Annotated in this window: 23 protein-coding genes; 15 read left to right on the top strand and 8 right to left on the bottom strand. The window is 67.8% G+C overall.

Features of this window, described 5'->3' with window-relative positions; translation table 11 throughout:
* The first annotated feature begins 3 nt into the window (after positions 1 to 3).
* The 11 genes from mraY (at position 4) to lpxC (ending at position 12759) form a co-directional block, all read left to right on the top strand.
* Positions 4 to 1173: a phospho-N-acetylmuramoyl-pentapeptide-transferase gene (gene mraY, locus KY49_RS01190; protein WP_042583044.1), complete on the top strand. Its 1170-nt coding sequence runs from the start codon at positions 4 to 6 to the stop codon at positions 1171 to 1173.
* Between the two features lie 28 nt (positions 1174 to 1201).
* Entirely contained in the window at positions 1202 to 2728 is a 1527-nt protein-coding gene (gene murD / locus KY49_RS01195) for a UDP-N-acetylmuramoyl-L-alanine--D-glutamate ligase (RefSeq protein WP_042583045.1), read from the top strand.
* Positions 2725 to 4008 (top strand): putative lipid II flippase FtsW, encoded by a 1284-nt coding sequence (gene ftsW, locus KY49_RS01200; RefSeq protein WP_042583046.1) that lies wholly within the window; start codon positions 2725 to 2727, stop codon positions 4006 to 4008. Before murD ends, ftsW begins: the two co-directional genes overlap by 4 nt.
* A gap of 121 nt (positions 4009 to 4129) precedes the next feature.
* Positions 4130 to 5233 (top strand): undecaprenyldiphospho-muramoylpentapeptide beta-N-acetylglucosaminyltransferase, encoded by a 1104-nt coding sequence (gene murG, locus KY49_RS01205; protein WP_042583047.1) that lies wholly within the window; start codon positions 4130 to 4132, stop codon positions 5231 to 5233.
* A complete protein-coding gene (gene murC, locus KY49_RS01210; RefSeq protein ID WP_042583048.1) occupies positions 5230 to 6627 on the top strand; it encodes a UDP-N-acetylmuramate--L-alanine ligase in 1398 nt (465 codons plus the stop codon). The genes murG and murC overlap by 4 nt, the downstream gene beginning before the upstream one ends.
* A 1-nt stretch (position 6628) precedes the next feature.
* A complete protein-coding gene (locus KY49_RS01215) occupies positions 6629 to 7570 on the top strand; it encodes a D-alanine--D-alanine ligase (protein WP_010091240.1) in 942 nt (313 codons plus the stop codon).
* A 20-nt stretch (positions 7571 to 7590) separates the two neighbouring features.
* Complete coding sequence (locus tag KY49_RS01220; protein WP_010091241.1) at positions 7591 to 8343, top strand: cell division protein FtsQ/DivIB; 753 nt, start codon at positions 7591 to 7593, stop codon at positions 8341 to 8343.
* A gap of 26 nt (positions 8344 to 8369) precedes the next feature.
* A complete protein-coding gene (gene ftsA / locus KY49_RS01225) occupies positions 8370 to 9602 on the top strand; it encodes a cell division protein FtsA (RefSeq protein ID WP_010091242.1) in 1233 nt (410 codons plus the stop codon).
* Between the two features lie 107 nt (positions 9603 to 9709).
* Positions 9710 to 10909 (top strand): cell division protein FtsZ, encoded by a 1200-nt coding sequence (gene ftsZ / locus KY49_RS01230; RefSeq protein WP_010091243.1) that lies wholly within the window; start codon positions 9710 to 9712, stop codon positions 10907 to 10909.
* A 185-nt stretch (positions 10910 to 11094) separates the two neighbouring features.
* Positions 11095 to 11601 carry a peroxiredoxin gene (locus KY49_RS01235; protein ID WP_010091244.1) on the top strand — a complete coding sequence of 169 codons (507 nt, stop codon included), beginning with the start codon at positions 11095 to 11097 and terminating at the stop codon, positions 11599 to 11601.
* Positions 11602 to 11841: 240 nt separating this feature from the next.
* Positions 11842 to 12759, top strand: a complete 918-nt coding sequence (gene lpxC, locus KY49_RS01240) for a UDP-3-O-acyl-N-acetylglucosamine deacetylase (RefSeq protein ID WP_010091246.1) — start codon at positions 11842 to 11844, stop codon at positions 12757 to 12759.
* Positions 12760 to 12847: 88 nt separating this feature from the next.
* On the opposite strand, the gene KY49_RS01245 is transcribed toward lpxC, so the two are convergent.
* A complete protein-coding gene (locus KY49_RS01245) occupies positions 12848 to 13327 on the bottom strand; it encodes a DUF721 domain-containing protein (protein WP_042583049.1) in 480 nt (159 codons plus the stop codon).
* A gap of 258 nt (positions 13328 to 13585) precedes the next feature.
* Here KY49_RS01245 and secA point away from each other — a divergent pair, with 258 nt between their 5' ends.
* The 4 genes from secA (at position 13586) to KY49_RS01265 (ending at position 19176) form a co-directional block, all read left to right on the top strand.
* Positions 13586 to 16384 (top strand): preprotein translocase subunit SecA, encoded by a 2799-nt coding sequence (secA, locus tag KY49_RS01250; RefSeq protein WP_042583050.1) that lies wholly within the window; start codon positions 13586 to 13588, stop codon positions 16382 to 16384.
* A gap of 221 nt (positions 16385 to 16605) precedes the next feature.
* Positions 16606 to 17847: a bifunctional glutamate N-acetyltransferase/amino-acid acetyltransferase ArgJ gene (gene argJ, locus KY49_RS01255; RefSeq protein WP_042583051.1), complete on the top strand. Its 1242-nt coding sequence runs from the start codon at positions 16606 to 16608 to the stop codon at positions 17845 to 17847.
* Between the two features lie 19 nt (positions 17848 to 17866).
* A complete protein-coding gene (locus KY49_RS01260; RefSeq protein ID WP_010091251.1) occupies positions 17867 to 18736 on the top strand; it encodes an ATP-binding protein in 870 nt (289 codons plus the stop codon).
* Positions 18733 to 19176, top strand: a complete 444-nt coding sequence (locus KY49_RS01265; RefSeq protein ID WP_010091252.1) for an NUDIX domain-containing protein — start codon at positions 18733 to 18735, stop codon at positions 19174 to 19176. The genes KY49_RS01260 and KY49_RS01265 overlap by 4 nt, the downstream gene beginning before the upstream one ends.
* Before the next feature lie 55 nt (positions 19177 to 19231).
* Here KY49_RS01265 and KY49_RS01270 read toward each other — a convergent pair whose 3' ends face one another.
* The 7 genes from KY49_RS01270 to KY49_RS01300 all read right to left on the bottom strand — a co-directional run bounded on the left by KY49_RS01270 (position 19232) and on the right by KY49_RS01300 (position 25746).
* Positions 19232 to 19432 (bottom strand): DNA gyrase inhibitor YacG, encoded by a 201-nt coding sequence (locus KY49_RS01270; RefSeq protein WP_042583052.1) that lies wholly within the window; start codon positions 19430 to 19432, stop codon positions 19232 to 19234.
* A gap of 28 nt (positions 19433 to 19460) precedes the next feature.
* Positions 19461 to 20216 (bottom strand): cell division protein ZapD, encoded by a 756-nt coding sequence (zapD, locus tag KY49_RS01275; protein ID WP_042583053.1) that lies wholly within the window; start codon positions 20214 to 20216, stop codon positions 19461 to 19463.
* Between the two features lie 117 nt (positions 20217 to 20333).
* Positions 20334 to 20942: a dephospho-CoA kinase gene (coaE, locus tag KY49_RS01280; RefSeq protein WP_042583054.1), complete on the bottom strand. Its 609-nt coding sequence runs from the start codon at positions 20940 to 20942 to the stop codon at positions 20334 to 20336.
* 3 nt (positions 20943 to 20945) lie between these two features.
* The gene (locus tag KY49_RS01285) at positions 20946 to 21854 is read right to left on the bottom strand and encodes a prepilin peptidase (RefSeq protein WP_042583055.1); all 909 of its coding nucleotides are present in this window, start codon (positions 21852 to 21854) and stop codon (positions 20946 to 20948) included.
* A gap of 45 nt (positions 21855 to 21899) precedes the next feature.
* Positions 21900 to 23111 (bottom strand): type II secretion system F family protein, encoded by a 1212-nt coding sequence (locus KY49_RS01290; RefSeq protein WP_042583056.1) that lies wholly within the window; start codon positions 23109 to 23111, stop codon positions 21900 to 21902.
* Positions 23108 to 24367 carry an ATPase, T2SS/T4P/T4SS family gene (locus KY49_RS01295; RefSeq protein ID WP_042583057.1) on the bottom strand — a complete coding sequence of 420 codons (1260 nt, stop codon included), beginning with the start codon at positions 24365 to 24367 and terminating at the stop codon, positions 23108 to 23110. The genes KY49_RS01290 and KY49_RS01295 overlap by 4 nt, the downstream gene beginning before the upstream one ends.
* A gap of 83 nt (positions 24368 to 24450) precedes the next feature.
* The gene (locus tag KY49_RS01300) at positions 24451 to 25746 is read right to left on the bottom strand and encodes an HlyC/CorC family transporter (RefSeq protein ID WP_042583058.1); all 1296 of its coding nucleotides are present in this window, start codon (positions 25744 to 25746) and stop codon (positions 24451 to 24453) included.
* Between the last annotated feature and the right edge of the window lie 113 nt (positions 25747 to 25859).

Consider the following 25859-nt stretch of genomic DNA (forward strand, 5'->3'; position numbering starts at 1 on the left):
AGCATGCTGCTGGCGCTGGCGCAATGGCTGCAGGGCGACGCAAGCTTTTTGCGCTTGTTCACGTACCTGACGTTCCGTGCGGTGATGGCCACCATCACCGCGCTCGGGATCGGGCTCGTGTGCGGACCGTGGGTGATCCGCAAGCTGACCGAAATGAAGGTGGGGCAGGCCGTGCGCAAGGACGGCCCGCAGACGCACCTCGTCAAGTCCGGCACGCCGACGATGGGCGGCGTGCTGATCCTGATCGGCATCGCGGTCGCGACGCTGCTGTGGGGCGACCTGACGAACCGTTTCATCTGGATCGTGATGCTCGTCACGTTCGGTTTCGGCGTGATCGGCTGGGTCGACGACTACCGCAAGGTCGTCCACAAGGACCCGCGCGGGATGTCGTCGCGCGAGAAGTACTTCTGGCAATCGGTGATCGGCCTGTTCGCGGCCGTCTACCTGGCATTCAGCGTGTCCGAGGCGAACAACGTGCGCGTGTTCGACCTGTTCATGGCGTGGGTGAGGAGCGGCCTGTCGATGGGGCTGCCGGCGCGCGCCGACCTGATGCTGCCGTTCCTGAAGTCGATCAGCTACCCGCTCGGCGTATGGGGCTTCATCGTGCTGACCTATTTCGTGATCGTCGGCGCGAGCAACGCGGTGAACCTGACCGACGGCCTCGACGGCCTCGTGATCATGCCGGTCGTGCTGGTCGGCGCATCGCTCGGCGTGTTCGCGTACGTGATGGGCAGCGCGGTCTATTCGAAATACCTGCTGTTCCCGCACATCCCGGGCGCGGGCGAACTGCTGATCTTCTGTTCCGCGATGGGCGGGGCGGGGCTCGCGTTCCTCTGGTACAACACGCATCCCGCGCAGGTGTTCATGGGCGACGTCGGCGCGCTGGCGCTCGGCGGCGCGCTCGGCACGGTCGCGGTGATCGTGCGCCAGGAAATCGTGCTGTTCATCATGGGCGGCATCTTCGTCGCGGAAACGCTGTCGGTGATGCTGCAGGTTTCGTGGTTCAAGTACACGAAAAAGCGCTACGGCGAAGGGCGGCGCCTGCTCAAGATGGCGCCGCTGCATCACCATTTCGAATTGTCCGGCTGGAAGGAAACGCAGGTGGTGGTGCGTTTCTGGATCATCACGCTGATGCTGTGCCTGTTCGGTCTGTCCACCCTCAAGTTGCGGTAAAGGAAAGGTAACAAGGATGTCTGGCGAGATGTTTGGAGATCGGCAGCGGCCGATGGTGCTCGTGCTGGGGCTCGGCGAATCGGGTCTCGCGATCGCGCGATGGTGCGCGAGGCACGGGTGCCGGCTGCGCATTGCCGATACCCGCGAGGCGCCGCCGAACCTTGCCGCGCTGCAGGCAGAAGGCATCGACGCGGAATTCGTCGGCGGGCCGTTTTCGCCGGCGCTGCTCGACGGCGGCATCGAGATCGTCGGGCTGAGCCCCGGCCTGTCGCCGCTCGAGCCGGCGCTCGCCGCGCTGCTCGCGGCGGCGAACGAGCGCGGCGTCGCGGTGTGGGGCGAACTGGAATTCTTCGCGCAGGCGCTGCGCGCGCTCGGCGCGAGCGGCTATCAGCCGAAGGTGCTGGCGATCACGGGCACCAACGGCAAGACCACGACGACGAGCCTGACCGGCCTGTTGTGCGAACGGGCGGGCAAGAAGGTCGGCGTCGCGGGCAACATCAGCCCGGCGATGCTCGACCGGCTCGCCAGCGCGATCGATGCCACCGCGCTGCCGGACGTCTGGGTGCTGGAGCTGTCGAGCTTCCAGCTCGAGACCGCGCGCACGTTCGCGCCGGACGCGGCCGCGATCCTCAACATCACGCAGGACCACCTCGACTGGCACGGCAGCTTCGACGCATATGCAGCCGCAAAGGGCCGGATCTTCGGCGCGACGACGACGCGCGTGCTGAACCGCGACGATGCGGCCGTGATGAAGTTCGCGCCGGCCGCAGGCGCGGCCGATGCGCCACGCACGATCACGTTCGGTCTGAACGAGCCGGTGCACGAGGGCGATTACGGGCTGTTGCGCGACAACGGGATCGCGTGGCTCGTCGAGGCAATTGACCGGGCCGCGCCAGGCCGAGACGCGACCGACGAGCCGGCGACGGGCCGCCGCCGCAGGCGCGACGCCGTCCATACGCCGGACATCGCGCAGAAGCGCCTGATGCCGGCCGACGCGCTGCGCATCCGCGGCCTGCACAACGCGGCGAACGCGCTTGCCGCGTTCGCGCTCGCGCGCGCGATCGACCTGCCGGCCGCGCTGCTGCTGCACGGGCTGCGCGAATACCGCGGCGAGGCGCATCGCGTCGAGCTGATCGCGACGCTCGACGAAGTCGATTACGTCGACGACAGCAAGGGCACGAACGTCGGCGCGACGGTGGCCGCGCTCGACGGGCTCGCACAGCGGATCGTGCTGATCGCCGGCGGCGACGGCAAGGGCCAGGATTTCTCGCCGCTCGCGGCGCCGGTCGCGCGCTGGTGCCGCGCGGTGCTGCTGATCGGCCGCGACGCGCCGGCGATCCGCGACGCGCTCGCCGACACGGGCGTGCCGCTCGTCGATCACGCGACGCTCGAGGCGGCGGTGCGCGCGGCGAGCGAGCTCGCCGAGCCGGGCGACGCGGTGCTGCTGTCGCCCGCATGCGCGAGCTTCGACATGTTCAAGAGCTACGCCCATCGCGCGGACGTGTTCCGCCGCGCGGTGGAGGATCTCGCCCTCGATCAAGGAGCGACGCCATGAGCTGGTCCGATCGCCTCGTCTCCCGTTTCAACGATCGACGCGACGGCGGCGGCAATGCGGCCGGCGGCCGCGTCGCATCGGCCACGCGGGCCGCGACCGGCGGCCTCGCGAGCGTCGTCAACGGCGTGCGGCCGGGCCGTTCGCGGATGCTCGACTTCGACTACTCACTGCTGTGGATCGCGGTCGCGCTGCTCGGGCTCGGCGTCGTGATGGTGTATTCGGCGTCGATCGCGATGCCGGATTCGCCGAAATACGCGTCGTATCACGATTACGCGTTCCTGCTGCGCCACTGCGTGTCGCTCGTCGTCGCGTTCATCGCGGCGGTGATCGCGTTTCGCGTGCCGGTGTCGACGTGGGACAAGTACGCGCCGCATCTCTTCCTGATCGCGCTGGTCAGCCTCGTGATCGTGCTGATCCCGCACGTCGGCAAGGGCGTGAACGGCGCGCGCCGCTGGATTCCGCTCGGCATCACGAACATGCAGCCGTCGGAAGTCATGAAGCTCGCGGTGACGATCTACGCGGCGAACTACACGGTGCGCAAGCAGGAATACATGCAGAGCTTCGCGAAGGGCTTCCTGCCGATGGCCTGCGCGGTCGGCCTCGTCGGCGCGCTGCTGCTGCTCGAGCCGGACATGGGCGCATTCATGGTGATCGCCGCGATCGCGATGGGCGTGCTGTTCCTCGGCGGCGTGAACGGCAAGCTGTTCGGCGGCCTCGTCGCGACGGCGGTCGGCACCTTCACGATGCTCGTGTGGCTGTCGCCGTGGCGGCGCGAGCGGATCTTCGCGTATCTCGATCCGTGGGACGAGCGCTACGCGCAGGGCAAGGCGTACCAGCTCACGCACTCGCTGATCGCGTTCGGCCGCGGCGAATGGTTCGGCGTCGGCCTCGGCGGCAGCGTCGAGAAGCTGAACTACCTGCCCGAAGCGCATACCGACTTCATCCTCGCGGTGATCGGCGAGGAGCTTGGCTTCGTCGGCGTGATGGTCGTGATCCTGCTGTTCTACTGGATCGTGCGCCGCGCGTTCGAGATCGGCCGCCAGGCGCTCGCGCTCGACCGCACGTTCGCGGGGCTGACCGCGAAGGGCATCGGCATCTGGTTCGGCGCGCAGGCGTTCATCAACATGGGCGTGAACCTCGGCCTGCTGCCGACCAAGGGCCTGACGCTGCCGCTCGTGAGCTACGGCGGCTCGGGCATCCTGCTCAACTGCGTCGCGCTCGCGGTGCTGCTGCGCGTCGATTATGAAAATCGCGTGCTGATGCGGGGAGGGAAGGTATGACCTCCCCGCGTCAGTACGCGATTTCGGCGAAGGCTAACTTCGTGCGCGAAGCGTGCGAAGTTAAGCGAAGCGGCCGTAGCCAAAATGTTCGTTCATTCTTGCTGATGCGGGGAGGGAAGGTATGACCGCGACGCATCGCACGCTGATGGTGATGGCAGGCGGCACCGGGGGCCACGTGTTCCCGGGGCTCGCGGTCGCGCACCGGATGGAAGCGGCAGGCTGGCGCGTCGTGTGGCTCGGCAATCCGGCCGGGATGGAGGCGACGCTCGTGCCGAAGCACGGCATCCCGATGGAATACGTGCGTTTCGGCGGCGTGCGCGGCAAGGGCCTGAAGACCAAGCTGTCGCTGCCGTTCAACCTGCTGCGTGCGTGCTGGCAGAGCCTCGGCGCGCTGCGCCGGGTCAAGCCCGACGTCGTGCTCGGGATGGGCGGCTACATCACGTTCCCGGCGGGCGTGATGACGGCGCTGTCCGGCCGTCCGCTCGTGCTGCACGAACAGAATTCGATCGCCGGCCTCGCGAACAAGGTGCTCGCGAAGCTCGCGAAACGCGTGCTCGTCGCGTTCCCGGACGCGCTGCCGCACGCCGAATGGACCGGCAACCCGATTCGCGCGGAACTTGCGCGCACGGAACCGCCCAAAGCACGCTATGCGGCGCGCAGCGGCCCGCTGAACGTGCTGGTCGTCGGCGGCAGCCTCGGCGCCGCCGCGCTGAACGAAGTGGTGCCGCGTGCGCTGGCGATGCTGGCGCCGGGCGAGCGGCCGCGCATCGTGCATCAGGCGGGTGCGAAGCACATCGACGTGCTGAAGGCGAACTACGAGGCTGCCGGCCTCGTGTGCGGCAGCGACGTGCAGCTCGTGCCGTTCATCGACGACATGGCGGCCGCGTACGCGGCCGCCGATCTCGTGATCTGCCGGTCGGGCGCGATGACGGTATCGGAGATCGCGGCGGTCGGGGTGGCGGCGCTGTTCGTGCCGTTCCCGTATGCCGTCGACGATCACCAGACGACCAATGCCGCGTTCCTCGCCGAGGCGGGAGCAGCGGTGCTGGTGCAACAACGCGACCTGTCGGCCGACCTGCTCGCCGACTGGCTGCGCGGCCAGTCGCGGGCGTCGCTCGCGGACATGGCGGAGCGTTCGCGCTCGCTGGCGAAGCCGGATGCCACCGATGAGGTCGCGCGGGTCTGCGCGACGGTGGCCGGCGCGAACCTGGAAACACTGCAATGAAACACATCGTCAAACACATTCATTTCGTCGGGATCGGCGGCGCCGGCATGAGCGGCATCGCGGAAGTGCTCGTCAATCTCGGCTACCAGGTCAGCGGCTCGGACCTGTCGCGCAACGCGGTGACCGACCGCCTCGAGGCGCTCGGCGCGCGGATCGCGATCGGCCACGACGCGGCGAACATCGAGGGCGCGAACGCGGTCGTCGTGTCGACGGCCGTGCGCTCGGACAACCCGGAAGTGCTGGCCGCGCGCGCGAAGCGCGTGCCGATCGTGCAGCGCGCGGTGATGCTCGCCGAGCTGATGCGCCTGAAGCAGGGCATCGCGATCGCGGGCACGCACGGCAAGACCACGACGACGAGCCTCGTCGCGAGCGTGCTCGCGGCGGGCGGCCTCGATCCGACCTTCGTGATCGGCGGGCGGCTGATCAGCGCCGGCGCGAACGCGCGGCTCGGCACGGGCGACTTCATCGTCGCCGAGGCCGACGAGTCGGACGCGTCGTTCCTGAACCTGTATCCGGTGATCGAAGTCATCACGAACATCGATGCCGACCACATGGATACCTACGGCCACGATTTCGCGCGGCTCAAGCAGGCGTTCATCGAATTCACGCAGCGGCTGCCGTTCTACGGCAGCGCGGTCGTGTGCGTCGACGACCCGAACGTGCGCCAGATCATCCCGTTCATCTCGAAGCCGGTGGTGCGCTACGGGCTGTCGCCGGACGCGCAGGTGCGCGCGGAAGACATCGACGCGCGCGATGGCCGGATGCACTTCACGGTGATCCGCGAAGGGCGCGAGCCGCTGCCGGTCGTGCTGAACCTGCCGGGCCTGCACAACGTGCAGAACGCACTCGCGGCGATCGCGATCGCGACGGATCTCGGCGTGTCGGACGATGCGATCCAGCAGGCGCTCGCGGAATTCAACGGCGTCGGCCGGCGCTTCCAGCGTTACGGCGAAGTGCCGGCAGCGAACGGCGGCAGCTACACGCTGATCGACGACTACGGCCATCACCCGGTCGAAATGGCGGCGACGATCGCGGCCGCGCGCGGCGCGTTCCCCGGCCGCCGCCTCGTGCTGGCGTTCCAGCCGCACCGCTATACGCGCACGCGCGACTGCTTCGACGATTTCGTCAACGTGCTGTCGACGGTCGATGCGCTGGTGCTGACGGAAGTCTACGCGGCCGGCGAGGCGGCGATCACGACCGCCAACGGCGACGCGCTGTCGCGCGCGCTGCGCGCGGCGGGGAAGGTTGAACCGGTATTCGTCGCGTCAATCGACGACTTGCCGGACGCATTGACGAAGGTCGCGCAGAACGGCGACGTGGTGATCACGATGGGTGCGGGCTCGATCGGCGGCGTGCCGGCGAAGGTCGCGCAACATACTCAACAGAAGGCATGACATGAGCGGGATTGATCCGAAACGTTTCGGCAAGGTGGCGGTGTTGCTCGGCGGCGTGTCCGCCGAGCGCGAAGTGTCGCTCAACTCGGGCCGGCTCGTGCTGCAGGGCCTGCGCGACGCGGGCATCGACGCGCATCCGTTCGACCCGGCCGAGCGTCCGCTGGCGGCGCTGAAGGACGAAGGGTTCGTGCGCGCGTTCAACGCGCTGCACGGCGGCTACGGCGAGAACGGCCAGATCCAGGGCGCGCTCGATTTCTACGGCATCCGCTACACGGGCAGCGGCGTGCTCGGCTCGGCGCTCGGCCTCGACAAGTTCCGCACGAAGCTCGTGTGGCAGCAGACGGGCGTGCCGACGCCGCCGTTCGAGACGGTGCTGCGCGGCGACGACCTCGCCGCGCGCGCGCCGGAGATCGTCGCGAAGCTCGGCCTGCCGCTGTTCGTGAAGCCGGCGAGCGAAGGCTCGAGCGTCGCGGTGCTGAAGGTGAAGACGGCCGACGCGCTGCCGGCTGCGCTCGCCGAAGCCGCGAAGCACGACCCGATCGTGATCGTCGAGAAGAGCATCGAGGGCGGCGGCGAATACACCGCGTGCATCGCCGGCGATCTCGACCTGCCCGTGATCAAGATCGTGCCGGCCGGCGAGTTCTACGACTATCACGCGAAGTACATCGCCGACGACACGCAATACCTGATTCCGTGCGGCCTCGCCGCCGACAAGGAAGCGGAGCTGAAGCGCATCGCGCGCCGGGCGTTCGACGTGCTGGGCTGCACCGACTGGGGCCGCGCGGACTTCATGCTCGACGCCAACGGCGACGCGTACTTCCTGGAGGTGAACACCGCGCCGGGCATGACCGATCACTCGCTGCCGCCGAAGGCGGCGCGCGCGGTCGGCATCAGCTATTCGGAGCTGGTGGTGAAGGTGCTGTCGCTCACGCTCAACGACTGAAGCAGGAACGGAAAGACGTCATGTGGAACAACGTTCGCCAACTCAACCTTGCCGCCAGCGCGCTGTACGCGCTGCTGCTGCTCGTGTTGGCGGCGGCCGGCTGCTACTGGCTGATCCAGCGTCCGGCGTTCGCGCTGCGCGCGATCCAGATCGACGGCGACACCGACCACATCAACGCGCCGATCGTGCGCGCGGGCGTGGTCGGGCGGCTGAAGGGCAACTTCTTCACCGTCGATCTCGATACGGCGCGGGTCGCGTTCGAGCAGATGCCGTGGGTGCGCCGCGCGAGCGTGCGCCGGGTGTGGCCGAATGCGCTGGCTGTCACGCTCGAGGAGTACAAGCCGCTCGGGACCTGGGGCAGCGACCAGCTGGTGAGCGTCGACGGCGAGCTGTTCACCGCGAACCAGGGCGAGCTCGACGAGGCGCTGCCCGCGTTCGATGGGCCGGAAGGCAGCGCGAAGGAAGTCGTCGTGCGGTATCACGACTTCGCGAAGTGGTTCGCGCCGCTCAACGCGACGCCGGAAGAGGTCACGCTGTCGGCGCGCTACGCATGGACGGTGAAGTTGTCGAACGGGATGCAGGTCGAGCTGGGCAAGGAGCGCAACGGCGACACCCTGCATGACCGGAGCCAGCGCCTCGTCGCCGCGTGGCCGGCCGTCACGCAACGCTGGGGCAACGACATCGAGTACGCGGACCTGCGCTATCCGAACGGATTCGCGATTCGCGCGGCGGGCATGCGGTTCCTGACCGATACCGACAAGCGCAAGAAGTAACGAGAGATCACACGCAAGAGCACTCTATGAGCAAAGACTACAAGGATCTGCTGGTTTCCCTCGACATCGGCACGTCGAAGGTGGTGGCCGTCGTCGCCGAGCTGAAGGGCGAAGGCCACTACGAGGTGATCGGTCTCGGCCAGAGCGAATCGAAAGGTCTGAAGAAGGGCGTGGTGGTGAACATCGAGGCCACCGTGCAGTCGATCCAGCGCGCGCTCGAGGAAGCCGAGCTGATGGCCGACTGCAAGATCACCAACGTGTTCACCGGGATCGCCGGCAGCCACATCCGCAGCTTCAATTCGAGCGGGATGGTCGCGATCAAGGACAAGGAAGTCACGCAGACGGACGTCGCGCGCGTGATCGAGACCGCGAAGGCGATCAACATCCCGACCGACCAGCAGGTGCTGCACATCCTCACGCAGGAATTCATCATCGACGGCCAGGAAGACGTGCGCGAGCCGATCGGCATGAGCGGCATCCGCCTCGAGGTGAAGGTGCACATCGTGACGGGCGCGGTGAGCGCCGCGCAGAACATCGTCAAGTGCGTGCGCCGCTGCGGGCTGGAAGTGAACGACCTGATCCTGCAGCCGCTCGCGTCGTCGCTCGCGGTGCTGACCGAGGACGAGAAGGACCTCGGCGTGGTGCTCGTCGACGTCGGCGGCGGCACGACCGACATCGCGATCTTCGCCGAAGGCGCGATCCGCCACACCGCGGTGATTCCGATCGCCGGCGACCAGATCACGAGCGACATCGCGATGGCGCTGCGCACGCCGACGCCGGACGCGGAAGACATCAAGGTCAGCTACGGGATCGCGAAGCAGGCGCTCGCCGATCCGGACGAGATGGTCGAAGTGCCGGGCCTCGGCGAACGCGGCCCGCGCACGCTGTCGCGCCAGGCGCTCGCGGCGGTGATCGAGCCGCGCGTCGAGGAGTTGTTCTCGCTCGTGCAGCAGGTCGTGCGCGAGTCGGGTTACGAAGAACTCCTGAGCTCCGGCGTGGTCATTACCGGCGGCGCGGCGATGATGCCGGGGATGGTCGAGCTCGGCGAAGACATTTTCCTGAAACCGGTGCGCATCGGCGCGCCGGAATACGCGGGCGGCCTGGCCGACGTCGTGCGCAATCCGCGCTATTCGACGGCGATGGGCCTCCTGGTGGAAGGCAGCGCTCAGCGCATGCGCGGCCGCAAGGTCGCGGTGCAGTCCGGCAACGCGGGGCAGATCTTCTCGCGGATGAAGGAATGGTTCCTGAGCAACTTCTGACGAATCGAAATTCGCGCCGGTGCCGGCGGCCGGCGCGCGACAGGGGGTTGCCCGATCTCCTGCCGAATAACGGCCGAGTAGCAGTAACTTTCTTGACGGAGGCAACAATGGAATTTGAAATGCTGGAAACCGAAACCAACGGCACCATCATCAAGGTGGTGGGCGTTGGTGGCGCTGGCGGCAATGCCGTGCAGCACATGATCAACCGCGGTGTGCAGGGCGTCGACTTCATCGTGATGAACACCGACGCGCAGGCGCTGTCGCGTTCGCGCGCGCCGTCCGTGATCCAGCTCGGCAACACCGGCCTCGGCGCCGGCGCGAAGCCGGAAATGGGCCGTGCGGCAGCCGAAGAGGCGCGTGAGCGCATCGCCGACGGGCTGCGCGGCGCGCACATGGTGTTCATCACCGCCGGCATGGGCGGCGGCACCGGCACGGGCGCGGCGCCGGTCGTCGCGCAGATCGCAAAGGAGATGGGCATCCTGACGGTCGGCGTCGTCAGCAAGCCGTTCGAGTTCGAAGGCGGCAAGCGGATGCGCGTCGCGGAAGCCGGCTCGCAGCAGCTGGAGGATCATGTCGACTCGCTGATCGTCGTGCTGAACGACAAGCTGTTCGACGTGATGGGCGACGACGCGGAAATGGACAAGTGCTTCCAGTGCGCGGACGACGTGTTGAACAACGCGGTCGCGGGCATCGCGGAAATCATCAACGTCGATGGCCTGGTCAACGTCGACTTCGAAGACGTGAAGACGGTGATGGGCGAGCAGGGCAAGGCGATGATGGGCACGGCGACGGTCGCCGGCGTCGATCGCGCGCGCCTCGCGGCGGAACAGGCCGTGGCGAGCCCGCTGCTGGAAGGCGTCGACCTGTCGGGCGCGCGCGGCGTGCTGGTCAACATCACGTCGAGCCGTTCGCTGCGCCTGTCGGAAACGCGCGAAGTGATGAACACGATCAAGAGCTACGCGGCGGAAGACGCGACGGTGATCTTCGGTGCGGTGTACGACGACGCGATGGGCGACGCGCTGCGCGTGACGGTCGTCGCGACGGGCCTCGGCCGCGCGGCGAAGAAGCAGCAGTCGGCGCCGATGACGCTCTTGCGCACCGGCACGGACAACCAGCCGGTCAACGCGGTGTCGCACAACAGCTACGCACCGGCGCATCACGTCAGCACGGCCGACTACGGCGCGCTCGACACGCCGGCCGTGTGGCGCAATTCGCGCGAAACCGCGGCATCGCACGTGCAGGCGCTGCAGGAGAAGGGGGTCGACACGTACGACATCCCGGCATTCCTGCGCAAGCAGGCTGACTGAGGCACACGGGCGAAGCCGCGGCGGTGTCGCCGCGGTGAAGCCGGCGTGACGGATGCTACGGACCGCGACAGGCCGCGTCGAATGCGACGCCGGGCCGGGAGACGTGCCCTCTTCGCTTCGGCGAGGCGGGATGGGCCGTGCTGTCCGTATCACGCGAGAAACCGTATCGCTATGAGGGACCAGGCATGATTCAAGTGGGCGACGCGCTGCCCGACGCGCAACTGTTCGAGTTCATCGACGACGCGCAGGCGGGTTGTACGCTGGGGCCGAACGCCCGCAGCGTGCGCGAGCAGACGGCGGGCAAGCGGGTGGTGATCTTCGGATTGCCGGGCGCTTTCACGCCGACCTGTTCGGCGCAGCATGTGCCGGGCTACGTCGAGCACGCCGAGCAGTTGCACGCGGCGGGCATCGACGAGATCTGGTGCGTGTCCGTCAACGACGCATTCGTGATGGGCGCTTGGGGACGTGATCTGCACACCGCGGGCAAGGTGCGCATGATGGCGGACGGCAGCGCGGCTTTCACTCATGCACTGGGGCTGACGCAGGATTTGTCCGCGCGCGGCATGGGGATTCGTTCCCTGCGCTACGCGATGGTGGTCGACGACGGTGTGGTCAAGACGCTGGCCGTCGAAGCGCCGGGCAAGTTCGAAGTGAGCGATGCGGCGAGTGTGCTGGCGACGTTGAAGCCCTGATCGCGCGATGCGCCGTTGCTTGCGGGCAACGTTGCGTATCGGCCGCAGGGCGGTTGTAACACGGGCCGATGACCGGGAACGCCTCCGTTCCGGGCATCGGCCCGTCCCGTATCGGCAAGGGTAAACAGCGGAAACAGATTGATACGCAGTTTCAAACGACGCTGAATAGGGAATTACGCTATAATGCCGTCTATCGAATATAACGCCTGATTGAAATCTTCAATCAAGACGAAGAACACCATGCTGAAGCAGCGCACCATCAAATCGATCGTGAAGACCGTGGGCATTGGTCTCCACTCCGGCCGCAAGGTCGAACTGACGCTCCGTCCCGCCGCGCCGGGCACGGGCATCGTGTTTTCGCGCGTCGACCTGCCGACGCCCGTCGATATCCCGGCCTCGGCGATGTCGATCGGCGATACGCGGCTCGCGTCGGTCCTGCAAAAGGATGGTGCGCGCGTGTCGACTGTCGAGCACCTGATGTCCGCGTGCGCGGGCCTTGGCATCGACAACCTGTACGTCGACGTGACCGCCGAGGAAATCCCGATCATGGACGGCAGCGCATCGTCGTTCGTGTTCCTGATCCAGTCGGCCGGTATTGAAGAGCAGAACGCGCCGAAGCGATTCATCAAGGTTACGAAGCCGGTGGAAATTCGCGATGGTGACAAGTTCGCGCGTCTCGACCCCTATTTTGGCTTCAAGCTGAAGTTCACGATCGACTTCCGTCATCCGGCCGTCGACAAGACCGGCCAGGAGCTCGAAGTTGATTTTGCGAACACGTCGTATGTGCGCGAGATCGCTCGCGCCCGCACGTTCGGCTTTGCGCACGAGGTCGAGATGATGCGCGAGTTGGGCCTGGCACGCGGCGGCAGCATGGATAACGCGATCGTGCTCGACGAGTACCGCATCCTGAACAACGACGGGCTGCGCTACGACGACGAGTTCGTGAAGCACAAGATGCTCGACGCGATCGGCGACCTGTACGTGATCGGCCATCCGCTGCTGGCGTCCTATACCGCGTACAAGTCGGGGCACGGGCTCAACAACGCGCTGCTGCGCGAACTGCTCGCTAACGAGGACGCATACGAGATCGTGACGTTCGACGATCCGCAGTCCGCGCCGAGCGGCTTCGGGTTCGATGCGCAGACGGCGTTCGCCTGAGCGGGTGAGCCCCGTGAGGCGATGAAAAAGCGGCCCAAGGGCCGCTTTTTCGTTTGCGTCGTCGACGCGGGTTGAGAAGCGTGCGTGGTCAGCGCGGCGATTTCGCCCCATGCCGCGCCGCCATCCGGGCGAGCGCCGCCTGCAGCGGCGACGGCTCGAGGTGATCGGCCAGGTCGCGCAACGCCGCCGCGCCGACGGACGTCATCCGCGCCTGCTTCACGTGCGGCGGCTCCGGCGCGTCCTTCGGACGCACGCGCACGCGCAGCGTGCTCACCGGCCAGCCGCGCTTTTGCAGATCCGCGAGCAGCCGCGGCTCGACCTGCCGCAGCCGCGCGGCCAGCGCGTTGTGCGCGGCAAACAGGGTCAGGACGCCATCCTTCACGAATCCCGGCTCGACGTGGCTGGCGAGATAGTCGGGCAGCAGCGTGGCGAGGTCGCGCTGCAGCGCGGCGATCTGCTCGACGCCGGCGCGCAGCGCCGCGAACGCGTCGGTGCGGCCGAGCACCTCGGACACGGGTTGCGGACGATACGGGCCGAGCGGGCCGAAACGCTTGGAAAATCGGTTCATCTAGGCTTTCTTCGGGGGCGCCGCAGCGCGCGGTGGTTGACGCCGATTGTACCCGCCGCGGCTCGCGCGCGGCCGGATTTGCGGCGGTGCCGGCAGCCGGCACGGCGAGGCTGCCGTCCGCCCGAGTCACGGGCGCATGCGCCCTCGCGTGCTAAAATTCGATGTTTGAATCCACTATTACGCTAAGCCGCCGAGGCTCGGGCGTCGGGGCGCGCAACACGCGCCGGGCGCCGGTGCTGCGACGCAGGATCCGATCCGATGACAACCGGTTTTCTCCAGAAAATTTTTGGCAGCCGCAACCAGCGGCTCGTCAAGCAATATCAAAAGACCGTCGCGGCGATCAATGCGCTCGAAACGCAGATCGAGAAGCTGACGGACGACCAGTTGCGCGGCAAGACGGACGAATTCCGCCAGCGGCATGCGGCCGGCGAGTCGCTCGACAAGCTGCTGCCGGAGGCGTTCGCGGTCTGCCGCGAGGCGAGCCGCCGGGTGCTGAAGATGCGGCACTTCGACGTGCAGCTGATCGGCGGCATGGTGCTCCACTACGGCAAGATCGCCGAAATGCGCACCGGTGAGGGCAAGACGCTCGTGGCGACGCTGCCGGTGTACCTGAACGCGCTGTCGGGCCGCGGCGTGCACGTCGTGACGGTCAACGACTACCTCGCGCAACGCGACGCCGAGTGGATGGCGCGCCTCTACAACTTCCTCGGGCTGTCGGTCGGCATCAACCTGTCCGGCATGGAGCACGAGCAGAAGCAGCAGGCATACGCGTCCGACATCACGTACGGCACGAACAACGAGTTCGGCTTCGACTACCTGCGCGACAACATGGTCTACGAGACCGACGCGCGCGTGCAGCGCGCGCTCAACTTCGCGGTGGTCGACGAAGTCGACTCGATCCTGATCGACGAAGCGCGTACGCCGCTGATCATCTCCGGCCAGGCCGAGGACCACACCGAGCTGTACGTGCGGATGAACGCGCTGCCGCCGCTGCTCGAGCGCCAGATCGGCGAGGAGAAGGCTGACGGCACCGGCGTCGAGAAGCCGGGCGACTACACGCTCGACGAGAAGGGGCGCCAGGTGTTCCTGACGGAATCGGGCCACGAGAAGGCCGAGCGCCTGCTGTCGGAGTGGGGCCTGATCGGCGACGGCGAGAGCTTGTACGCGCCGCAGAACATCACGCTGATGCACCACGTGTACGCTGCGCTGCGCGCGCACACGCTGTTCCACAAGGACCAGCACTACGTCGTGCAGAACGGCGAAGTGATCATCGTCGACGAATTCACGGGCCGCCTGATGGCGGGCCGCCGCTGGTCCGACGGCCTGCACCAGGCGGTCGAGGCGAAGGAGCACGTGAAGATCCAGAGCGAGAACCAGACGCTCGCGTCGATCACGTTCCAGAACTATTTCCGCATGTACGCGAAGCTGTCGGGCATGACCGGCACCGCGGACACCGAAGCGTACGAATTCAACGAGATCTACGGTCTCGAGACGGTCGTGATCCCGACCAACCGTCCGCCGAAGCGGATCGACAAGCAGGATCAGATCTACAAGACGGCCAAGGAGCGCTACGACGCGGTGATCCGCGACATCCGCGAATGTCACGAGCGCGGCCAGCCGGTGCTGGTCGGCACGACGTCGATCGAGAATTCCGAGCTGCTGTCGCACCTGCTGAAGCAGGCCGGGCTGCCGCACGAGGTGCTGAACGCGAAGCAGCACGCGCGCGAAGCGGCGATCGTCGCGGAAGCAGGCCGTCCGCGGCGCATCACGATCGCGACCAACATGGCCGGCCGCGGCACCGACATCGTGCTCGGCGGCAACGCGGAGAAGCAGGCCGCGTTCATCGAGGCCGACGAGTCGATCCCGGCTGACGAAAAGGCGCGCCGCATCCAGCAGCTGCACGACGAATGGGAAACGCTGCACGAGCAGGTGAAGGCCGCGGGCGGCCTGCACATCATCGGCACCGAGCGTCACGAGTCGCGCCGGATCGACAACCAGCTGCGCGGCCGTGCGGGCCGTCAGGGCGATCCGGGCTCGTCGCGCTTCTACCTGTCGCTCGACGATCCGCTGCTGCGCATCTTCGCCGGCGACCGCGTGCGCGCGATCATGGACCGCCTGAAGATGCCGGAAGGCGAGGCGATCGAGGCCGGCATCGTCACGCGTTCGATCGAATCCGCGCAGCGCAAGGTCGAGGCGCGCAACTTCGACATCCGCAAGCAGCTGCTCGAATACGACGACGTGTCGAACGACCAGCGCAAGGTCATCTACCAGCAGCGCAACGAGCTGCTCGAAGCGCACGACATCACCGAGACGATCGGTGCGATGCGCCAAAGCGTGATCAGCGACGTCGTCCGCCAGTTCGTGCCGGCGGGCAGCATCGAGGAGCAGTGGGACATCCCCGAGCTCGAGGAAGCGCTGCGCAACGACTGGCAGCTCGATCTCGCGATCCAGGAAATGGTGAACGAGTCGTCGTCGATTTCGGCGGACGAGATTCTCGAGGCGGTGACCACCGCTGCCGACGAGCAATACGAGTCGAAGGTCGCGCTGGTCGGCCGCGAATCGTTCAGCGCGTTCGAGCGTTCGGTGATGCTGCAGTCGGTCGACCGCCTGTGGCGCGAGCACCTGGCGGCGCTCGACCACCTGCGCCAGGGCATCCACCTGCGCGGCTACGCGCAGAAGAACCCGAAGCAGGAATACAAGCGTGAGGCGTTCGAACTGTTCGCCGCGATGCTCGACGCGATCAAGCAGGAAGTCACGCGGATCGTGATGAACGTGCAGATCCAGTCGCCCGAGCAGCTCGAGGAAGCGGCCGAGCAGATCGAGGAGCGCACCGGGCATCTGGAAAACGTCGAGTACCAGCATGCCGAGTTCGCCGAGGCGGGCGCGCCGGTGGCCGGCGGTGCGGCGGTGGCCGCCGCGACGGCCGCCGAGGAGATGGTCGGCAGCGCGATGAGCCATAGCGGCCCCGGCGGCGAGATGCCGAAGGTCGGCCGCAACGATCCGTGCCCGTGCGGCAGCGGCAAGAAGTACAAGCATTGTCACGGCAAGCTGTCGTAAGACGATGCCCCCACGCTCACGTCGTTCGCTGCCCCCCGAGGGGGCGGTCAGCTTCCTTGGGGCGGCCCGGCGGAAGCTGACACGCGGCGCGCGATGAGCGCGCCGCGTCGTTTATAGCGTTGATTTGTGGTGAGAGTTGCGGCGGTCCGCGCGTGCGGCCGCCGGTTCGTTCAATCGATGCCGGCGCGCGCCGGCATTTTCCCTTCCGGCAGGTGTTCCACATGGCTGTCAATTTCCCGTCGATCGATCCCGCCCAACTGCATCCCGTCGCCGGCGTCACGCTGGGCTGGGCGGAGGCGAACATTCGCAAGCCGAACCGCAAGGACGTGCTGGTCATTTCCGTCGACGATGGCGCGACGGTCGCCGGCGTGTTCACCGAGAACCGCTTCTGCGCGGCGCCCGTGATCGTCTGCCGCGAACATCTGGCGAAGGTGCGCGCGGGCGGCGCGGGCATTCGCGCGCTCGTCGTCAACACCGGCAACGCGAACGCGGGCACCGGAGAGCCGGGCCTCGCGCATGCGCGCGAGACCTGCGCGGAGCTCGCGCGCCTGGCGGGCATCGAGCCGGCCCAGGTGCTGCCGTTCTCGACGGGCGTGATCCTCGAGCCGCTGCCGATCGATCGCCTGAAGGCCGGCCTGCCGGCGGCGCTCGCGAACCGCCAGGCCGCGCACTGGTTCGACGCCGCGCAGGCGATCATGACCACCGACACGCTGCCGAAGGCGACGTCGCGCCAGGTGACGATCGACGGCCACACGGTCACGCTGTCAGGCATCAGCAAGGGCGCGGGCATGATCAAGCCGAACATGGCGACGATGCTCGGCTTCCTCGCGTTCGACGCGACGGTCGCGCAACCGGTGCTCGACACGCTCGTGAAGGAGGTCGCGGACCGCTCGTTCAACTGCATCACGATCGACGGCGACACGTCGACAAACGACTCGTTCATCCTGATCGCGTCCGGCAAGAGCACGCTGCCGGCGATCACATCGACCGATTCGCCCGCCTACGCGGCGCTGCGCGACGCGGTCACCGAGGTTGCGCAAGTGCTGTCGCAACTGATCGTGCGCGACGGCGAAGGTGCGACGAAATTCATGACGGTGCAGGTCGAAGGCGGCCGGAGCGTCGCCGAATGCCGTCAGATCGCCTATGCGATCGGCCATTCGCCGCTCGTGAAGACGGCGTTCTACGCGTCGGACCCGAACCTCGGCCGCATTCTCGCGGCGATCGGCTATGCGGGCGTCGCCGATCTCGACGTCGGCAAGATCGACCTGTATCTCGACGACGTGCTGGTCGCGAAGGCGGGCGGCCGCAATCCGGCGTACCAGGAAGAGGACGGCCAGCGCGTGATGAAGCAGAGCGAGATCACGATCCGAGTGCTGCTCGGCCGCGGCGACGCGCAGGCGACGATCTGGACGTGCGACCTGTCGCACGATTACGTGAGCATCAACGCGGATTACCGCTCCTGATCGCGCGCGCCGGAACATCATGGACAAGCTCGAACAGTTCCTGACGCGCGCGGAAACGCTGCTCGGCCGGCTCGAGGCGATGCTGCCGCCCGCGCCGGCGGCGGTCGACTGGAACGCCGCGAATGCGTTCCGCTGGCGCAAGCGCCAAGGGCGCGGCTATCTGCAGCCGGTGCCCGCCGTGTCGTCGATCACGCTCGCCGACCTGCACAACATCGATCGCCAGAAAGCGCTGATCGAGCAGAACACGCGGCAATTCGTGCAGAAGAAGCCGGCGAACAACGTGCTGCTGACCGGCGCGCGCGGCACCGGCAAGTCGTCGCTGATCAAGGCGTGCCTGAACGCTCATGCGAACGACGGGCTGCGCTTGATCGAAGTCGACAAGGACGACCTGCACGATCTCGGCGACATCGTCGACCTGATCGCGCAGCGTCCCGAGCGCTTCATCGTATTCTGCGACGACCTGTCGTTCGAGGAAGGCGAGTCGGGCTACAAGGCGCTGAAGGTTGCGCTCGACGGCTCGATCGCCGCGCAGTCGGACAACGTGTTGATCTACGCGACGTCGAATCGCCGCCATCTGCTGCCCGAGTACATGAGCGACAACGAGACGTACAAGCACCTGCCCGACGGCGAGATCCATCCCGGCGAAGTCGTCGAGGAGAAAATCTCGCTGTCCGAGCGCTTCGGCCTGTGGGTCAGCTTCTATCCGTTCAAGCAGGACGATTACCTCGGCATCGTCGCGCACTGGCTCCGCCACTTCGGCTGCGGTGACGCCGAGATCGAGCAGGCGCGCGGCGACGCGCTCGTGTGGGCGCTCGAGCGCGGTTCGCGCTCGGGACGCGTCGCGTGGCAGTTCGCGCGCGACTGGTCGGGCCGCAAGGAGCAGGCATGAGCACGGATCTCGCACAAGGCGCCGTGCGCGCGCCCGATGGCCGGAAGGTGACCGAGGTCGCGGTCGGCATCATGGTGCAGCCGGACGGCCGATACCTGCTCGCGCAGCGGCTGCAGGGCAAGCCGTACGAAGGCTATTGGGAGTTTCCGGGCGGCAAGCTGGAGGCGGGGGAAAGCGTCGAGGACGCGCTCGCGCGCGAACTGCACGAGGAGCTCGGGATCGCCGTCACCGCATGCCACCGCTGGCATACGCTCGAGCACGACTACCCGCATGCGTACGTGCGGCTCTACTTCTGCAAGGTGACGGGCTGGACCGGCGAGCCGCACAGCAAGGAAGGGCAGGCGTTCGTCTGGCAGCATCTGCCGGTCGACGTCGCGCCGCTGTTGCCCGCGGCGCTGCCGGTGCTCGAACTGCTCGCGAAGGACGAAGCGCAACGCTGAAGCCGGGCGGCTCGCCGGGAGGCGGGCCGCAGCGCGCGGCGCATCGCGCCGCGATTCAGCTCGGGCGATGCCCGTTCGTGCCGTCTTCTTCCTCGGACAGCGGCGAGTCGTCCGAACCGCCGATCCGGTATTTCTCGGCGGCCCATGCGCCGAGATCGAGCTGCTTGCAGCGGGCGGAGCAGAAGGGGCGGAAGCGATTTTCAGGCGTCCAGCGCACTTCGGCGCCGCAGGACGGGCATTTCACAACAGTAGTCATACGAAAGCGTCGATCCGGCACAGGGCCGTTACAGATTGCACAGGGTCAGGTGGAACGGCACGTCGATGTCAACGGCACGCGGCCGCACGTCGCCGTCCTGCATCGTGAACCGCACCCACAGCATGTACTTGTTCGCGCTGGCTTCCGGAATCACGCGCAACTCCGGCACCACGCGCACCTGCATCAGTTGATAACTGCGACCGGACAGCATCTGCTGATAGCTGCCCTGCATGGCCATCACCTTCGATGCCTGCCCCGATTCGCGCGCGAGGCGCAGCACGATTGCCGCCGCGTCGCGCAGCGGCAGGAGCGGCAGGACCCACTTGGCGATGTCCTGGCGCCGCTGCTCGGCGGGCCACTGCTGCCATGCGTAGTACGACGGCAGATCGAATTTGCAGGTTCCGCCGGGAATCACCGCGCGGCTGCGGATGCTCGCGAGCCACTCGTTGTCGACCAGATGCTGGCCCGTCTTGCCCTGCATCTGCCCGAGGTTCGCGAGCGTCTGCTCGATTTCGCCGAGTACGGCTTCGAGCGCGTTCTGTTCGATACCCGGATTGCCGCGAAAGGGGGCGAGCGTCTGGCGCTGACGTTCGAGTTCTTTCATCAGATCCGATTTCAGGTCCGCGCGGCCCGTGACTTCGGCGATCTCGAACAGCGTCGTCAGCGCGACGTGATGTTCCCGCGCGTCCTCCTGAGCCAAAAAAAACGCGAAGCGCTCGAACAGGTCTTCGAGGCGCAGCAGCGTGCGAATTCGCTCATTGAACGGGTACTCGTAAAGAATCAAGCGCGCTCGCCTCTTGCGTAGGGAATGAAACAATGCAGGACATTCTAATGCTCACTCTCTACCCTAGCAACGCGCCAATTTCGTGCGCCATCGCGGCGCGTCGCACGCACATGGTGCTTACTTTGCGGCCGCCGCACCGGCGAGGTAGCGCTGGTGCAGCGCATCGACCTGCGCGGCGAGCGCGTCGGGCGTCGTCGCGTCGTTCACGATGACGTCGTCGGCGGCTGCGAGACGGGCGTCGCGCGTTGCCTGCCGCGCAATGATCGCCTCGACCTGCTCGCGCGTGAATCGGTTGCGGCGCATCACGCGCGCGATCTGGGTCTCGACGTCGCAGTCGACGACGAGCACGCGATCGACGCGCGATTTCCAGCTACCGGATTCGACGAGCAGCGGCACGACGAACATCACGTACGCGCCTCGCGCTTCCCGGCCTTCGCGGTCGGTCTCCGCCCGGATCAGCGGATGCGTGATTGCCTCGAGGCGCCGTCGTGCCGCATCGTCGCTGAAGATCAACGCGCGCATCTTCGCACGGTCGAGCGAGCCGTCCGCCGCGACGAAGTCCGGGCCGAACGCCTGTTCGATCGCGGGCATCGCAAGCCCGCCCGGCGCGGTGATGCGATGGGCGATCAGGTCGGTGTCGACGATCGACGCGCCGCGAGCCGCGAAAAGGTCGGCCACGGTGGTCTTGCCGCTGCCGATTCCGCCGGTGAGTCCCACTGCAAGCATGTGTCAGCCTCCGAGCGCCGAATAGAAAGGGGTGCCGAAAAACAGCGTCGCGGCGCCGCCGGCCGCGAGAAACGGGCCGAACGGAATCGGCTCCTCGAAGCGCATGCGGCCGCGCCACGTCGCGACGAGCCCGACGATCGCGCCCGTCACCGCCGCGAACAGCACGACCTGCGGCAACGCGGCCCAGCCCATCCATGCGCCGAGCGCGGCGAGCAGCTTCAGGTCGCCGAAGCCGATGCCCTCGATGCCGCGCAGCCACCTGAACAGCCAGTAGATCGACCACAGGAACAGGTAGCCGGCCATCGCGCCGATGACGGCTGCGCGCAGCGACGCGAACGTGCCGCCGAGGTTCAGCGCGAGCCCGGCCCAGAGCAGCGGCAGCGTCATCGAATCGGGCAGGTAGCCGGTCTGGATGTCGATCGCGCTCATCGCGAGCAGCGCGGCGCACAGGCCGAATGCGGCGAGTGCGGCCATCGTGGGGCCGAACGCCGCGAGCGAGCCGGCGGCGAGCAGCGCGCCCGCGCATTCGATCAGCGGGTAGCGCGCGCCAATTGCGTGGCCGCACTGCCGGCAGCGCCCGCGTTGCAGCAGGTAGCTGACGAGCGGGATGTTCTCCCACGCGCGCAGCACATGGCCGCAATGCGGACAGGCGCTGCGCGGATGCCACAGATCGTAGCGCGGCGGATAGCCGTCGTCGGACTCTGCGTTCGTGCCGGTGGCCTCGGCAATCTCGGCCTCCCACGCGCGCCTCATCATGACGGGCAGCCGGTGGATGACCACGTTGAGGAAGCTGCCGACGCACAGGCCGAGCACGACGGCGAATGCGTACTGCGCGGCGGGCGGCAGCATCGCGAACGCGGACAGCGCTGTCACGGGCGAATCGGGGGCGGCGTACAAGGGTTCGGGCGTCATGTTGCGGGGCGGTCGGACAAATCGGCGACAGATTCGGTAGCGATGCTACACCACGTTGCCGAGCTGAAGGATGGGCAGATACATCGCGACGACGAGGCTGCCGACCAGCGCGCCCAGCACGATCACGATCAGCGGTTCGCCGAGCGCGGCGAGCGTATCTAAATGCGCGTCGAGCTGGCGTTCGCACAGTGCGGCGATGTCGGCGAGCATCGTGTCGAGCGCGCCGGTTTCTTCGGCGACGGCAATTGGCTGGACGACGTCGTCCGGAAAGCAGCCGGCCGCATGCATTGCGTCGGCGAGCCGCGCGCCGCGCAGCACGCGCGCGGCGATGCGCGCGGTGGCCTGCTCGAACACCGGATGGCCCGCGGTGCGCTCGAGCGTCGCGAAGGCGTCCGCGAGCGGCACGCCGGCTCCGAGCAGCGTGGCGAGCGACCGGCACCATCGTGCGGCCGCGAAGCGGCCCAGTATCGGGCCGACGAGCGGCGTGCGCAGCAGGCGCCGGGACAGCGACAGGCGCAGCGCGGGCGAACGCCGGATCGCGTGCCGCGCGGCCACGCCGGCGGCCGCGACGCCGGCAAGCAGCGGCGCGCCCCACGCGGCTGTGGCGGATGCGAGCGCGAGCAGCATGCGTGTCGGCGCCGGCAACGCGGCGCCGAAACCGTCGAAGATCTGCCGGAAGGTCGGCACGACCCACAGCATCAGCGCGATCGTGATCGCGAGCGCGAACAGGATCACCGCCACCGGATAGGCGAGCGCGGCGCGCAGCTTGCGCCGCTGCGCGTCCGCGCGCTCGCGGTGATCCGCGACGCGCGCCAGCACCGGGCCGAGCGCGCCGGACGTCTCGCCGATCTCGATCAGCTGGCGATACAGCGAGCCGAATTGAGACGGGTAGCGGGCGAGCGCGGCGGCAAAGCGCCGGCCGCCGACGATTTCCCGTGCGAGGCCGGCCGCGATGCGCGGCATGCCGTCGGGCCCGCGGGTGCGCGCGAGCATCTCGAGCGCCGGCGCGAGCGGCAGGCCGGCCTGCAGCAGGCTGGCGAGCTGCTGCGTGAAGCGCGTGATCTCCCGGGTGCGTGCCGTCGGCGGCCGGGCCGCACCGCGCGGATCGAGCGACAGCACGGTGATGCCGGCGCGCGCGAGCGTCGCGCGTGCGCCGGCGGGGTCGAACGCGATCACGGTGCCGCGGCGCGGCGCGCCGTCGGGGCGGCGGCCGCGCCACGCGAAGCGGGTCTCGCGCGGCGGCGTGTGCGCGTTCATGCGTCGGGCGTGGCGGCGAGCGCTTCCGCCAGACTCGTCGTGCTGTCCCGCACGCGCGCAAGCGCGGCATCGCGCAGGTTGCGCACGCCTTCGCCGGCCGCATGGCGGGCGAGCTCGCCGACGCTCGCGCGCGCGACGATGTGTTCCGCAAGCCCGGGCGACACCGGCATTGTCTGGTGGAGGCCGATGCGGCCGCGGTAGCCGATGCCATGACAGGCGGGGCAGCCGCGCGCGACGAACGGCCGCCACCCGGACGCGAGCGCCGACGGGTCGCAGCCGGCTTCGCGCAGCACGCGCGGCGGCGCGTCGGATGGCGCGCGACAAGCCGCGCAAAGACGGCGCACGAGCCGTTGCGCGGTGACGAGGCGCAGCGCCGCCGCCAGGTTGTATGGTGCGACGCCGATGTCGAGCAGCCGCGTGATCGCGGCCGGCGCATCATTGGTATGCAGCGTCGACAGCACGAGGTGCCCGGTTTGCGCGGCCTTGATCGCGACGTCGGCCGTCTCCGCGTCGCGGATCTCGCCGACCATGATGACGTCCGGGTCCTGCCGCAGCAGCGCGCGCAGCGCGGTCGCGAAGGTCAGCCCGGCCTTCTCCGCGACGCCGACCTGATTGATGCCGTCGAGCTGGATCTCGGCCGGATCCTCGACCGTGCAGACGTTGTGCGCATCGCGATCGAGCATCTGCAGCGCGCAGTAGAGGGACAGTGTCTTGCCGCTGCCCGTCGGCCCGGTGACGAGCACGAGCCCGTGCGGTGCGCGTATGGCCGCCTCCATTGCGCGCGCCTGCAGCGCATCGAAGCCCAGGCGCGCGAGCGTGAGGTCGGGCGGCAGCGTTTCGAGCCGGCGCAGCACGAGCTTTTCGCCGAACAGCGTGGGCAGCGAGCTGACCCGGTAGTCGCCGCGCCGGCCGCCGGCGAGCGCGACGCGCAGCCGGCCGTCCTGCGGGACGCGGCGTTCCGCGATGTCCATGCGCGCGAGCACCTTGACCCGCGTGACGAACGCATCGCGCAGGTGAACCGGCGGCCGCGCGTGCTCGTGCAGCACGCCGTCGATGCGCAGGCGGATCCGCCAGCCCGTTTCGAACGGCTCGACATGGACGTCGGAGGCTTCGCGGGCGCACGCGGCGTGCAGCGTGTCCGTCAGCAGCCGCACGGCCGGCGCGTCGTCGAGCTGGGCCGCGTCGAGCGGGCGGGAGTCGGATGAAGGCGCGGAGCCGGGAGCGGCGGGCATCCCGCCTGAAGGTGTGAACAGCATGCATGCCGGCGCGTCGGCCGCCTGGTTACCGTGACCGTTGCATGGTCGCGCGACAGGGGCTGCGCCGGCAGTCGGCCATCCGGCTAACGCGTGGCGAGGCTGCGCGCGCCGCGCGCCGGGCGCGGCCTGAAGAGCTTGACGGTGCGGACCGCCTGGTCGTCGCTGCGCATCACTTCGAGCATCACGTCGCCGATCTTCAGGCACACGTCGTCTTCGGGAATGTCCTCGAGGACCTCGAGGATCAGCCCGTTGAGCGTCTTCGGCCCGTCGGTCGGCAGCTTCAGGTGCAGCCAGCGGTTCAGCTCGCGCAGCGGCATGCTCGCCGCGACGATGCATTCGCCGTTCTCGTCCCAGCCGCCTTTGCGCTCGCTGCGCGGCATCGAGGTCGTGAACTCGCCGATCAGCTCCTCGATGATGTCCTCGGGCGTGACGAGACCTTCGAGCTCGCCGTATTCGTTGACGACGAGCGCGGTGCGTTGGCGGCTTTCCTGGAAATACTGGAGCTGCTGCACCACCGGCGTGCCCGACGGCACGTAGTACGGCTCGGCGAGCAGCGTGCGCAGCGTCTCGCGGTCGAAATCCTGGTTGTGCAGCGCGGTCAGCGTCTTGCGCACGTGCAGCACGCCGAGCACCTTGTCGATGTCGCCTTCGTAGACGACGAGCCGGTTGTGATAGCAGGTCTCGAGCTGATGCAGGACGTCGTCGAGCGGCGCGTAGAAATTGAGCGATTCGATCTGGCGGCGCGGCACCATCACGTCGTCGACCGTGATGTTCTCGAGATCGAACAGGTTCAGCAGGATGCTGCGGTGCTTGGTCGGCATGAAGCTGCTCGACTCGAGCACGATGGTGCGCAGCTCGTCGGCCGACAGCCGCAGGTCGCGGCCCTTGGCCGTGTTGATGCGCAGCACCCACAGCACGCCGTGCGCGAGCGCGTTCACGAACCAGACGATCGGCTTCAGCACGCGCATCAGCGGCGCGATGACGAGGCTCGCGGGCAGCGCGATGCGTTCCGGGAACGTCGCGCCGGCGATCTTCGGCGCGATTTCGGCGAACACGATGATCAGGAACGCGACGATGCCGGTCGCGATCGACAGCGCGAGGTTGTTACGGCCGAACGTGTGCAGCGCGATCGACGTCGTGAGCACCGGGATGATCGTGTTGAACAGGTTGTTGCCGATCAGGATCACGCTGAGCAGCTGGTCGGTGCGCGTGAGCAGGCCTTGGGTAGTCTTCGCGCCGAGCGCGCCCTGGACGGCGAGATGCTTCAGCCGATGGCGGTTGAGTGCCATCATCGCGGTCTCGGAAATGGAAAAGAAGCTGGAGCAGAGGAGAAGCAGGAAGACGGCGCCGATTTGCGCCCATAAGGGAATTTGGTCCACGCGTCGGAAAGGGCAGTGAAGGACAGGGATGGAGGGACTATAGCAGAGGCCGGTGGCAGGGGCGTGTCGCGCCGGCGGCACGGGTTGCGCGGCGCGCGGGCAAAAAAAAACCG

Origin of the sequence: Burkholderia sp. MSHR3999 (assembly GCF_000833595.1) — a bacterium.
Taxonomy (GTDB): Bacteria; Pseudomonadota; Gammaproteobacteria; order Burkholderiales; family Burkholderiaceae; genus Burkholderia; species Burkholderia ubonensis.

Coding starts and splice junctions, on each gene's coding strand:
- mraY (WP_042583044.1), top strand. CDS start 4: ATGCTGCTGGCGCTGGCGCAATGGCTGCAGGGCGACGCAAGCTTTTTG.
- murD (WP_042583045.1), top strand. CDS start 1,202: ATGTTTGGAGATCGGCAGCGGCCGATGGTGCTCGTGCTGGGGCTCGGC.
- ftsW (WP_042583046.1), top strand. CDS start 2,725: ATGAGCTGGTCCGATCGCCTCGTCTCCCGTTTCAACGATCGACGCGAC.
- murG (WP_042583047.1), top strand. CDS start 4,130: ATGACCGCGACGCATCGCACGCTGATGGTGATGGCAGGCGGCACCGGG.
- murC (WP_042583048.1), top strand. CDS start 5,230: ATGAAACACATCGTCAAACACATTCATTTCGTCGGGATCGGCGGCGCC.
- KY49_RS01215 (WP_010091240.1), top strand. CDS start 6,629: ATGAGCGGGATTGATCCGAAACGTTTCGGCAAGGTGGCGGTGTTGCTC.
- KY49_RS01220 (WP_010091241.1), top strand. CDS start 7,591: ATGTGGAACAACGTTCGCCAACTCAACCTTGCCGCCAGCGCGCTGTAC.
- ftsA (WP_010091242.1), top strand. CDS start 8,370: ATGAGCAAAGACTACAAGGATCTGCTGGTTTCCCTCGACATCGGCACG.
- ftsZ (WP_010091243.1), top strand. CDS start 9,710: ATGGAATTTGAAATGCTGGAAACCGAAACCAACGGCACCATCATCAAG.
- KY49_RS01235 (WP_010091244.1), top strand. CDS start 11,095: ATGATTCAAGTGGGCGACGCGCTGCCCGACGCGCAACTGTTCGAGTTC.
- lpxC (WP_010091246.1), top strand. CDS start 11,842: ATGCTGAAGCAGCGCACCATCAAATCGATCGTGAAGACCGTGGGCATT.
- KY49_RS01245 (WP_042583049.1), bottom strand. CDS start 13,327: ATGAACCGATTTTCCAAGCGTTTCGGCCCGCTCGGCCCGTATCGTCCG.
- secA (WP_042583050.1), top strand. CDS start 13,586: ATGACAACCGGTTTTCTCCAGAAAATTTTTGGCAGCCGCAACCAGCGG.
- argJ (WP_042583051.1), top strand. CDS start 16,606: ATGGCTGTCAATTTCCCGTCGATCGATCCCGCCCAACTGCATCCCGTC.
- KY49_RS01260 (WP_010091251.1), top strand. CDS start 17,867: ATGGACAAGCTCGAACAGTTCCTGACGCGCGCGGAAACGCTGCTCGGC.
- KY49_RS01265 (WP_010091252.1), top strand. CDS start 18,733: ATGAGCACGGATCTCGCACAAGGCGCCGTGCGCGCGCCCGATGGCCGG.
- KY49_RS01270 (WP_042583052.1), bottom strand. CDS start 19,432: ATGACTACTGTTGTGAAATGCCCGTCCTGCGGCGCCGAAGTGCGCTGG.
- coaE (WP_042583054.1), bottom strand. CDS start 20,942: ATGCTTGCAGTGGGACTCACCGGCGGAATCGGCAGCGGCAAGACCACC.
- KY49_RS01285 (WP_042583055.1), bottom strand. CDS start 21,854: ATGACGCCCGAACCCTTGTACGCCGCCCCCGATTCGCCCGTGACAGCG.
- KY49_RS01290 (WP_042583056.1), bottom strand. CDS start 23,111: ATGAACGCGCACACGCCGCCGCGCGAGACCCGCTTCGCGTGGCGCGGC.
- KY49_RS01295 (WP_042583057.1), bottom strand. CDS start 24,367: ATGCTGTTCACACCTTCAGGCGGGATGCCCGCCGCTCCCGGCTCCGCG.